This is a genomic window from Halomonas sp. SpR1 (assembly GCF_031010175.1).
GTDB lineage: Bacteria > Pseudomonadota > Gammaproteobacteria > Pseudomonadales > Halomonadaceae > Vreelandella.
The window spans coordinates 72,972-83,558 of sequence record NZ_JAUAMB010000021.1; the positions used below are offsets into that span (position 1 = coordinate 72,972).

Sequence of the window (10,587 nt, forward strand, 5' to 3'; positions counted from 1 at the left end):
AGGCGTTCTTAGGCTTAAACCGCCGTAGGGCGGTTACCTCCATTTTTTTGAAAAGCGCTTTTAAATGCCACGACGCTCCTTTCTTCGCCTTTCCCGCCAGCGCTGGTTGCGGCTGTTCTTCTATCTTAATCTTGCCCTGGTGGTTGGGCTGATTGCGCACCAAATCTGGTTATACGTGGCAGAGCCCAAGTTTGAGTCGGTGCATACCCTTGAAGTGGCTAATATTCGCGAGGCATTGACTGAGCGAACCGACTACCGCTTTGCAGTGGTAGGCAATATCAATAACTCCGTGAGCGTGTTTCAAGAAGAGATCGTACCGCTGATTAACCAGGGCAGCATCGACTTCCTGATTTCGGCGGGTAATGCCGTGAGTGGAGGGCAACAGGAGAGCTATCAGGCAATTTACCGGAGTTTGGAGAAGCTCAATGTTCCTTACTTACTCACCTACGGCGACAACGAAGATAGCGACTTTGGCAGCTACCTGTTTTATGAATATTTTGGCCCACATTTCTACTCTTTCGTAGCGGGTAATAGCCACTTTATCTTTCTGGACGGTACCGGTAAGTCATCCACCTCTTGGCAGCTTGATTGGTTATCCCGGGAGCTCGCGGCCTCTGAGGCCCAGCATAAGTTTCTGTTTGTGGGTCTGCCGCTACACAATGTGGTGAGCGACGCGCCACTGTTTGAAGCGGACAATTATCTCAGCGATCCGCGTCTGGCGGACGGCATTATGGCGCTAGCGGAAGAGTATGGCGTTGATACGGTGTTTTCCGCCAACCTGACCCTCTTTTCCCAGCAGACGGTTAACGGTGTGGATTACGTTACCACCGGCGGTGCGGGCGGTATTCTGATCGACGCCGATAGCAGCTTTCATCACTATGTCATCGTCAATGTAGCCGGTGACAATGTCACTATTGCCCCGGTACGTTTGAACGTGGATAGCCCCGGCTGGTGGCGTATGGTCACCAGCGTCTGGTCGGCGCTTTATGCGTTTTTCTACGTCAGCTATACGCGGTTTTTGCTGATTGTCGGTGTATTGACACTACTCGCACTGCGTTTGCATCGGCTGATTTTTGAAGACCGTGATTACTATCCCGATTTTGATATTGATCCAACGCCTTTTATGGGTAAATCACTGCGTGTGGCGATGGTCTCCAATAACTACTTCCCGTTTGTTTCCGGGGTGTCGGTATCGGTGGATCGCTTGCGCAATGGCTTACGCGCCTTAGGTCACTCTCTTCAGCTGTTCGTGCCGCGCTATCGAGAGGCATGGCAGGACGATAGCTCAATAAAGCGAATACCAACGCTGATGGCGTTTGGTCAGAAGGACGAGTTTCGACTAACTAACCCATTCAGCGCGCGTTTTCGCCGCTGCCTGCGGGCGTTCAAGCCTGACCTTATTCACGTTCACCACCCCTTCTGGCTGGGCTCCATGGGGCTGTTTATGGGCCGTAGACTTAAAGTGCCAGTGATCTACACCTACCATACCCGCCTGGAGCACTATGCCCACTTCGTGCCGTTGCCCGGTGCGCTGTTTCGTAATCTGATTTCGCATTACTTGATCAAGCGCTTCTCTAACCGCTGCCAGGGGGTGATTGTGCCGACCTATTCGGCAGAAGAGTATCTGCGCATGATCGGCGTAAAAACCCCCTCGCTGGTGCAGCCAACAGGTATTGATGTCGCGCGTTTCTCTCAAGTTGATGAGAGTGAACTTGACGCGTTGCGTGAGCAATTAGGTGTTAGCGCTTCACGCAAAATATTGATCAGCGTTTCGCGGATTAGCAAAGAGAAAAATATTAGCTTTATGCTGGAAGCTCTCGCCGAGCTTAAGGCACAGGGACACGATGATTTTCATTTGCTGTTGATTGGTGATGGGCCAGATCGCGAGGCGATTCAAACCCAAATCGATACCTTGAAGCTAACTTCGCAGGTAACCCTGGTAGGCGCAGTGCCACCGGATCGAATGGCGCTTTATTACCATCTGGGCGATATCTTTGTGTTTGCCTCCACGTCGGAAACCCAGGGCATGGTGATTCTTGAGGCGATGTCGGCGGGTTTGCCCGTAGTAGCGGTGCGCTCAAGCGGTATCGATGACGTGGTACGCCAGGGAATAAACGGCTTCAAAACACCACAAAATCGTCAGGCGTGGGGGCAGAAAGTAGTGGGGTTAAAAGATAACGCTGAGCTGCGTCAGCAGTTGGGCAAGCAGGCCAGCCACTTTGCCGAGGAGTTCGATATCGACAATTTTGCTTCAGCGGTGGCGAGCTTTTACGCGGAGGTGTTGGCCAAATATCACTCCTCTTCGCGGTGAGGCTGTGCTTTTGCCGCTTGGCGCCGGGTAGCAAAACGTTTCAGGCCTATTAGCAGGCCAATCCCGACAGCAAGCCCGCTACCCGCCAGGATGAGTTCTTTAGCGGAGGTAGCTGGCTGCCCAATCATATTGGTGAGAGTAGGCCTACGCCCTTGCTCAATGTTCGTGACATGCCTACTCCCATCGGCGAAAAAAGCGTTAGCATACGCTAGCCGTCCGATGGGATGACGGTGCTTTTACACCAAGCGTTAGTTGTAGAGCTGGGTTTCTATGACAGGCCAAGCGGGGTCGCCGTCGGTGGTAGTGACGTTTGCCAGCATAGCTTCAACGCGCTCAGGATGGTCGTTGATCCACTGTTTGGCGACATCATTAAGGTCTTGCTCTTCCTGGCCAAATGCCTGAATCATCCAGCTCTGCTCTTCAGCGGTGAAGGTGAACTGTTCAAAGAAGGTCACCACGTTGGGGTTGGCATCCGCATACTCACTGCGCAGTAGCGTTAACACATCGCTTTCACCATTGTTCTCGCCGAACAGGTTTTCGGGATCTTCCAGGTAGCGCATGGGCAGCTCAAGGTTCATCCAGTGGGGCGTCCAGCCGACCCAGACGATGGCCTCTTCCCGAGAGATTGCATCCCGCGCAGCGGTAAGCATGCCGACTTCGCTGGTGTCGACAAGGCGCCAGTCACCTAGCCCCCAGGTGTCGTTATCAATGGCACCATGCAGAATCTCACTGGCGGCAGAACCTGCGCCAAAGCCATGTATTTGGCCATTGAACTGGTCGCGGTGCTCATCCAGATCGGCAAAACTTTGGATGCCGCTCTCATACAGATATTCCGGCACCGCCAGGGTCATTTGTGCGCCATCCACGTTATTGGCGACATCGATGAGTACACCTGACTCTTTACGGGGATTAAACATTTCCCGCTGGGCGGGCAGCCAAGCCCCTAGAAAGGCGTCGATATCGCCGCTTTCGATGCCCTGGTAAATCACCTGTAGGCCGATTTCGTGAGTGCTGGTTTCGTAGCCCAGTGGGTTTAATAACTGCTCGGCGATGGCGGTTTTTACCGTAATGCCGGGCCAGGCGGGGACACCGAAATCGAGGGGTTGATCGTCGGCGTGAACCGCCGACACGAAGAGTGCGGCGGTGGCAAAGGCAATGCCTGAGGCGATAGGTTTAAGGTGTGTCATGGGATCTCCTTGCTTGGTTTTATAATCGACTCGTTTTTGTCGGATAGCGGTTGTTGTTAAATAAAGGAATACCGCGTTAATCGTTGCGGGCCAGTACACGAAGGCGTGAAGCCAGCATGTCGCGGTCTAAATAGGTGCCCTGTAGATGACGTGCGCCGCTGTTGGGATCGAACTCGCGGCGCCCGTGAAGTACCCGGCGATTATCAAACGCCACCATCTGGCCCGGGAGAAGGGTGAACTCTAGCTGGTGTGCTTCGCTGTGAAACAGTTTCCAAAGCAGGGCGTAGGCGCTGTACCAGGCATCCATCTGCTCTACCGGCAGGTGAAGGGCATCGCGAATCCAGTTGTTCAAACGTATTTCGACCAGGTTGCCTGCGCTATCCAGAGTGACCACTGGCGCCCGCAGGGAAATGTCGTGGGTTTCATCCTGAAAGCGAAAATCAATCGGCGTTTCGCTGAGAATTGCCAGCGCTTCCGGAGATTGCTGGCGCAGAGCCTCTACGACCCGAACGCCATCGGCAAACAGTGACTCTCCTCCGCTGGCGCCGTTTTGGAGGCAGTAAAGCAGTTGAATATCCGGCGGCTGCCGCCAGTTGGGCAAATCAATATGCAGCGGTAATCCCACCGCGGTATAGGCCGCGTTATTGGGGTTGGGTTTGGAGCGCACGTCAAAGCGGGCGCCAAAGTTGGTGGCGCGCAGGGGACCAATACGCTCGGCTAGGCGGCTTACTTCCTCTTCCACCAGGGGGCCGTCGGTCATCAATGCCAGCCCGTCCCGTAGCATGGCGGTCAGCCAGGCTTTTTCGCCCTGAGGTGTTAAAAAGTCGCTATGGCGAATGCGCTCGGGAGCAAAGTTATCTTCCCACGGTGCGACCTTGGGGATGGCTGAGGTGAGCGCGGCTTCTGGGCGGCGCTGGTAAAGCCAGCCGCTATGAAAGGCACTGATGTGACCATCCTGCCAGTTAAGGTGTAAATGACCATCGAGTAGCGCAACGGTCGGCGGCTCAGTGATTTCCTCAAGCGGCAGGTAGAGCCTTTCGCGGGTTTGCGGGTGGCGGCAGGCCGGGCAGGCGCAGTGGTCGCGTAGCCAGCGCAGGGGCAGGGTCGTTTGTTGACCATCTTGCCACGTTAGCGCTACGCCTTGCTGAGTCAGCGTGGCTTGGGTGAGTGCCGGGCCAGAGTGATAAGGCGTTAATTCGCCCATTTCGGGGGCATGATTCTGAGGTGTGGTTTGTAAAGCGCCGTTCATGAGAACTCCAATTCGCTCCCTAAGTGGCAGCGCCTGCAGAGGTTTTAGGGCGTGCATAAGGGGGTTGCTTCAGTGCTGTCTAGGATGGGGAGTAGCCGCGGCAGTGACAAACGATTAATCTGACCCCTGAGATGTCATTTTATTTATAGGTCTCTTTTTCATGAGTCAGTTACCGCCTCTACTATGGCTCCAAGCGTTTGAGTCTGCGGCGCGCACCCTGAGTTTTACTGCCGCCGGCAATGAGCTGGGTGTCACTCAAGCGGCCATTAGTCAGCGTGTCAGGCTGCTGGAAGACCGCGTAGGGCAGAAGTTGTTTGTGCGCCATGCGCGCAGTTTGACGCTCACTCCCGCCGGGCAGGCGTGGCTACCGAGTATTCACGATGCCTTTGTGCGGATTAGCGAAGGCACTCTGGAGGTGTTTGGCAGCACGTCCGAGCAGCCGGTAACGCTGCGGGCCACGCCGGTTATTCAGCAGTCGTGGCTGGCGCCGCGGTTGATTGCTTTCCACCGCGCTCACCCCCAAGTGGCGATTCGCCTGGTGAGCGCTATCTGGCCGGATGACTTTGGCCCCGAAGGGGCGGATATCGAAATTCGTTATGGCAAAGGGGAGTGGACGGGCATCGAAATGCAGCCGCTAGGCGAAGAACAATTGCTGCCTGTTTGCTCGCAAGCCTTGGCGGAGACGCTAACCGCGCCAAGCGATTTGGCTGGGCATACGCTGCTGCACGCTGTCGGTTTTGGTGTGGGGTGGCCGGGGTGGCTGCAGGAAGCGGGGGTTGCCCACCTGGAAGCGCAGTGCTGGTCGCTTACCTGCGATAACCAGGTGATGACGCTAGCCCTGGCTAGTCAGAGCGGAGGTATCGCGCTCACCCACCGACGGTTAATGGAACAGCGCACGGATCTAGTGGCACCTTTTGAGCTGAGCGTGCCCAGCGAGGAACGCTTCTGGTTGGTGCGTCCTAGCCGACGCCACGTTAGCGACGAAGCCGCCTTGGTGTGGCAGTGGCTTTGCGATTCAGTAGGGTAAGTGGTTATTGCTGTCCTAACGTCTTTTTGCCATTTTTCTTGCCATTTTGGTGCAACCGTGAAGAATGATGCGCCTTCATTGTTTAAAAAGGCGTGTTTTTCATGGACTTTACTCTTCCTCCGTTGCTCACATCGCTGGTGGATCGCGGTAATGGCCTGCTCTGGGGCAGCGTGCTGATTTACCTGCTGATTGGTGCAGGCCTCTATTTCACGGTGATGACCCGCGCTATTCAACTGCGCTATTTCGGTCATATGTTCAAGCTGCTGGGAAGTTCCCGCCAATCAAATGGTGGTATCTCTTCGTTTCAAGCGCTCTCTACCAGTCTGGCGGCCCGGGTAGGCACGGGTAACCTGGCAGGGGTCGCGGTGGCGATCTCTTTGGGCGGCCCTGGCGCTATTTTCTGGATGTGGATGACCGCCATGGTGGGGATGGCGACCAGCTTTGTAGAATCGACCCTGGCCCAAGCATATAAAACCGACCACGGAGACAACACCTTCCGTGGCGGCCCCGCGCGTTATATTGAGCGTGGTTTGGGCTTGCGCTGGCTGGCCGTTTTGTTCTCTATCTGTTTGATTATTGCCTTTGGGTTGGCGTTTAACAGCGTTCAGGCCAACTCTATCGCCCAGGCCATGGAGCAGGCATTTGCCGTTCCCACCTGGGCAATGGGGTTAGTGTTGATGGCGGTGGTTGCGCCGATCATCTTTGGCGGCTTGAAGTCGATTGCCAAGGTAGCTGAGCTTGTTGTACCGCTGATGGCGCTGCTCTACCTAGTGCTAGCGTTGGTCGTCGTTGGATTGAATATCAGCGACTTGCCCACAGCTATAATGACCATTATTCGCAGTGCGTTTGGTTTTGAGCAGGCGGCCGGTGGGGCGGTAGGCTACGCGGTTTCCCAGGCGATTATGAACGGCATTCAGCGCGGATTATTTTCCAATGAAGCGGGCATGGGTTCGGCGCCCAATGCGGCGGCTACCGCCTCTACGCGGCCCGATCACCCCGCTGCCCAGGGCTTTATTCAGATGCTCGGGGTGTTTCTGGATACGCTGGTGATCTGCACGGCCACGGCGGCCATCATCATTATGGCCGGGCCTGAATTGATGGCGGGGGATGAGAACAACGGCATCCAGTTGACCCAAATGGCGCTCTCCAGCCATGTGGGCGAGTGGGGCGGCATGTTTATCGCGGTGGCGATTCTGCTGTTTGCCTTTACCTCGGTGATTGCCAACTACTCTTACGGTGAATCTAATATCGAGTACCTGGCCGGTCGTCGTGCGCCCGTCGCGGTGCTGATTTATCGCCTAGCGGTACTGGCGATGATTATGGTTGGTTCAGTCGCCAGTCTAGGGGCGATCTGGAACTTTGCCGACCTCTCTATGGGCATGATGGCGATTATTAACCTGGTCGCTATTCTCATGCTGTCACCGGTGGCTTTCTCGCTGTTCCGCGACTACGAAAAGCAGTTGAAAGCGGGCAAAGAGCCGGTATTCGACCCCAGCCGCTTCCCTAAACTGGTGAATAAAGTTGATCCAAAGGCTTGGCCCAAGAAGTAATCGAACCAAAGTATCCTATTTGAACCAAACGAGCTAAATTAAACGAACCCAAGCCATTTAATACGCTGGCTGCGCCCCGCCTCGCATTTTGCGTCGCGGGGCTTTTTTTATTTCATCATGACTCCAACAGCGTACTTTGCTGGACTACGCCTAAGCTAGATTTGGTTGGACAACAAAACCGGCAGCATGTCTAAGCCCATGAGTGGGTAGGCTTAATATTGCGGCGTCTGGGTTTTCCGGTTCAATAGTCGCAACGCTGTTGCGACTATTGAACATGGGCGGCCTCTGGGGGCTAGCAGGCAACCTGCCACGAGCAGGAGCTGGACAACCATGCCCGTTACGGGTATATTTTGAAGGTGGACGAGTATGAACGTCTTGAAGCGAAAGGACTTTGCGCGGTGGCAGACGGGCGAGAAACTGTCCGATGAGGCCCTGTGCAGGGCAGTTCAGGAAATGGAAAGTGGACTGATTGATGCCGACTTAGGCGGCCACCTCTATAAGAAGCGAGTTGCCCGCCCGGACGCGGGTAAGAGCGGTGGCTACCGCACCTTGTTATCGGCCCGTGTTGGCCACCGTTATGTATTCCTGCATGGGTTCCCGAAAAGCAACAAGGCGAACATCACGCGGGACGAGAAAAAAGCGCTGCAATATGCTGGCAAGGTATTTCTAGAGCTGTCGGCTAAGGAATTGGTGAAGGCATTGCAGGCTGGTGTCCTACAGGAGGTTTGTTGTGACAAGCAAAATCATTGAATCCTTGCGCGGTGATCTGGCCGCATTGCACGACGCCGGTGCGATCAGCAAAGTGACGATGCGTGAGTTCGACGCGATCTGTCCGCCGCCGGTACGCGAGTTCAGCGCCGACGACATTAAACGTCTGCGTGAGGGGCTGCACTTCAGTCAGCCAGTGTTCGCCCATCATCTGCACACCTCCGCTTCGACGGTGCGCAAGTGGGAGCAGGGCGAAACGCGTCCAGCTGGCCCTGCGCTCAAGCTGCTTAATGTCATCGCCGACAAGGGCTTGCAGGCTATTATCTGATGAGTGTACGACGGAGATGCTGATAGTGGATAGTGCCACGAGAATAGCTGCCGTATCGGCGTAACCGGGGAGGCGAAAATGGACGAGGCGATTGTAGTTTTCTCCCGGAAAGGAATTTTCCAAACCATAATCTTGGCATGTGATGTACGAAGCCGTGAACATGCGCGCAAGCTGTGGCCATTAGTCTCTCCCGACGGATCACGACAGATGGTGACGTGGGTCAGCCCCTCTTTTGAAAATGGGAAATTGCGTCGGCGATCCCATTTTCGGATACTCCCTGCCCAACACACCTTTAACCCTAAAGCGCATTTCGATGATGAAGAGATCAGCCGTGGGCGTGTTGTACAAGAAAGCCCTGAACACCGGCGGGCAAAAGAACTTGTCGCGGACGAACTCTCAAGGCGCTTGCGTGCTGGGCTTGCTATGCCCTGGGCGTTCAAGGATGTGGACTCATCGGATTATCCGCTGGAGGGGAACTTGCTGCTTGGTGCCGACCGAGTGGCAACTGAACATCCCCTAGAGACGCCTTTTGGCAGCAAGTTCCGGCTCGACGTGGCTGTGCTTGGGCCGCCGGTTCAGGCTGAGCCGATGGTGCTTGGCGGTGTTGAAATCGAACTTGGCCATGCCTTTGATGGTCGCAAGACGCTGATCGGAAAGTCTCTCGGCTTCCCACTCATCTCCATCGATATCACCGAAATGGCCCTGCCCGAGCTGACACCGGAATGGGCACAGCGGGTATTGACTGCGACTACACGCAGCCATGAGCAAGGTCGCCGGCAGACCTACATCTATCTCCATGACTTGCTATACCCACTTTATGCGCAATTGCCGGCGTTTCTCGACGACGAGCAACGCCATCAGTTCCTGGTGTTTGCCGACGATAAAACGCTGAACAAACTGGTGAACTGGATGAATCTGCTGGCCGAAAAGCTGGAGTATCCGAGAGGAACAGTTTCTGTGGCGATAGTCAACGGTAAGAACGACCAGGCCCGTAAGATGCTGGAGCGTGCCGGGCAGGTTGTCGGGCCTGACTGGAAGGACTTCAATGATCAGAAATGTCTTCGCCTGACCCTTCCTCGACCCAAGGGGCCAGCAGATCTTCAGGCGCACCGTTTCCACATGACTATGGCGCGTATCCTGCTTTCGCATACCGATGCACTTGTTGGCTATAAGTATTGCAACGGTGTGGACAACAATCACCCCGAAGACGATATATGGGTTGCGAAGCGCTGGATTGCCAGTGAAAAAATATTTTCCGAGCATCGTGTATTACCGAAACGATTGGCCGAGCCGGTCAATAGATTGATCGCCGTAGTTTCGGATCTCAGGCATAATCGCACAGCAGCCCGCCACGAGGTGTGAAATCCCTTATGAGTACTCCGGCGTAGCCAAGCCAGGTTCTCTACGTGACTGACGTTGCATGGTGCTTGGCATACAGAATGCTATCTAAAGTGGGTGTCCGGATTACTTGGTTGATAAGGGTGCCTCTCAAGTTCTTATCATTGACTATCGCGCACTTCATCTGTGCGATATTCCTAGCTTATATCGTAAGTTAGCCGCGTCAATTCACAGGCAGAAGCTTTCGACGGAATAAGCTGGAATAGGTTCGATCACGCGCAAGAGTCGGATCATATTCTCCCTGCTGATAAATGATTCTGGCGGCGGCCCCTGTCGTTGATAGCGGCAGCACTTCGGCATTGGGGTGGCGCTCGACGAACAATTTATGCTCCTCGTAGATACCCTCCATGCCGCCGACGATCACCGCTGCGCTGAAACTGCGGCTTCCGATCATTGCACGCCTCATGGCCGTCAAACTGGCCGTTCTGTTGTTATTGACCGCAGGTACCATGTGCACGTTGACGAACTCTGCCAGTTCAGGAGGTAATCGTCCCTCAAACAGTTTACTTTGGTAAATCGCCAACCGGTCACGATCGAGGCCTGACTCGCGGGCGAAAAGAGCCAAGAGCGGTGTTATCGCCGGATGACCGCCGCAAGTAATTCGTCCGATCGGCAACACTACTTCGACCAAAGCCTTGATTGCTTCCCGTATGGCAAGGACGTCAGCGGTGTCGAAAAATACCCGATCACGATTAGGCAAGGTGTAGTGGTTCAATAAAACCGGACACCAACGTAGGTGGTAATATTGCCACCATAAACGAGGTGTCTGATGACCAAGAAACGACGTACTTTTTCGCCTGAATTTAAGCAGGAAGCTGCCAGCCTAGTA

Annotated in this window: 9 protein-coding genes; 6 read left to right on the forward strand and 3 right to left on the reverse strand. The window is 54.8% G+C overall.

All coding sequences use genetic code 11. The annotated features are described in order from the left end of the window. The first annotated feature begins 64 nt into the window (after nt 1–64). Nucleotides 65–2,311, forward strand: a complete 2,247-nt coding sequence (locus tag QT231_RS15235; RefSeq protein ID WP_308337701.1) for a glycosyltransferase — start codon at nt 65–67, stop codon at nt 2,309–2,311. Nucleotides 2,312–2,559: 248 nt separating this feature from the next. On the opposite strand, the gene QT231_RS15240 is transcribed toward QT231_RS15235, so the two are convergent. Continuing rightward, nucleotides 2,560–3,498, reverse strand: coding sequence for an ABC transporter substrate-binding protein (locus QT231_RS15240; RefSeq protein WP_308337702.1), 939 nt, complete (start codon nt 3,496–3,498; stop codon nt 2,560–2,562). 76 nt (nt 3,499–3,574) lie between these two features. Beyond that, nucleotides 3,575–4,747: a TauD/TfdA family dioxygenase gene (locus QT231_RS15245; protein WP_308337703.1), complete on the reverse strand. Its 1,173-nt coding sequence runs from the start codon at nt 4,745–4,747 to the stop codon at nt 3,575–3,577. 160 nt (nt 4,748–4,907) lie between these two features. On the opposite strand from QT231_RS15245, the gene QT231_RS15250 reads away from it, so the two are divergent. The 5 genes from QT231_RS15250 to QT231_RS15270 all read left to right on the forward strand — a co-directional run bounded on the left by QT231_RS15250 (nt 4,908) and on the right by QT231_RS15270 (nt 9,722). Beyond that, nucleotides 4,908–5,774, forward strand: a complete 867-nt coding sequence (locus QT231_RS15250) for a LysR substrate-binding domain-containing protein (RefSeq protein WP_308337704.1) — start codon at nt 4,908–4,910, stop codon at nt 5,772–5,774. Nucleotides 5,775–5,875: 101 nt separating this feature from the next. After that, on the forward strand, nt 5,876–7,324 hold the full coding sequence (locus QT231_RS15255; protein WP_308337705.1) for a sodium:alanine symporter family protein: 1,449 nt from the start codon (nt 5,876–5,878) through the stop codon (nt 7,322–7,324). A gap of 366 nt (nt 7,325–7,690) precedes the next feature. Further along, entirely contained in the window at nt 7,691–8,074 is a 384-nt protein-coding gene (locus QT231_RS15260; RefSeq protein ID WP_308337706.1) for a type II toxin-antitoxin system RelE/ParE family toxin, read from the forward strand. Further along, nucleotides 8,055–8,360: a DNA-binding transcriptional regulator gene (locus QT231_RS15265; protein WP_308337707.1), complete on the forward strand. Its 306-nt coding sequence runs from the start codon at nt 8,055–8,057 to the stop codon at nt 8,358–8,360. Before QT231_RS15260 ends, QT231_RS15265 begins: the two co-directional genes overlap by 20 nt. A gap of 78 nt (nt 8,361–8,438) precedes the next feature. Further along, the gene (locus QT231_RS15270; RefSeq protein WP_308337708.1) at nt 8,439–9,722 is read left to right on the forward strand and encodes a hypothetical protein; all 1,284 of its coding nucleotides are present in this window, start codon (nt 8,439–8,441) and stop codon (nt 9,720–9,722) included. A 199-nt stretch (nt 9,723–9,921) separates the two neighbouring features. Here QT231_RS15270 and QT231_RS15275 read toward each other — a convergent pair whose 3' ends face one another. Further along, nucleotides 9,922–10,473 carry a hypothetical protein gene (locus QT231_RS15275; RefSeq protein WP_308337709.1) on the reverse strand — a complete coding sequence of 184 codons (552 nt, stop codon included), beginning with the start codon at nt 10,471–10,473 and terminating at the stop codon, nt 9,922–9,924. Nucleotides 10,474–10,587 lie beyond the last annotated feature (114 nt).

Coding starts and splice junctions, on each gene's coding strand:
- QT231_RS15270 (WP_308337708.1), top strand. CDS start 8,439: ATGGACGAGGCGATTGTAGTTTTCTCCCGGAAAGGAATTTTCCAAACC.
- QT231_RS15245 (WP_308337703.1), bottom strand. CDS start 4,747: ATGAACGGCGCTTTACAAACCACACCTCAGAATCATGCCCCCGAAATG.
- QT231_RS15235 (WP_308337701.1), top strand. CDS start 65: ATGCCACGACGCTCCTTTCTTCGCCTTTCCCGCCAGCGCTGGTTGCGG.
- QT231_RS15260 (WP_308337706.1), top strand. CDS start 7,691: ATGAACGTCTTGAAGCGAAAGGACTTTGCGCGGTGGCAGACGGGCGAG.
- QT231_RS15240 (WP_308337702.1), bottom strand. CDS start 3,498: ATGACACACCTTAAACCTATCGCCTCAGGCATTGCCTTTGCCACCGCC.
- QT231_RS15255 (WP_308337705.1), top strand. CDS start 5,876: ATGGACTTTACTCTTCCTCCGTTGCTCACATCGCTGGTGGATCGCGGT.
- QT231_RS15250 (WP_308337704.1), top strand. CDS start 4,908: ATGAGTCAGTTACCGCCTCTACTATGGCTCCAAGCGTTTGAGTCTGCG.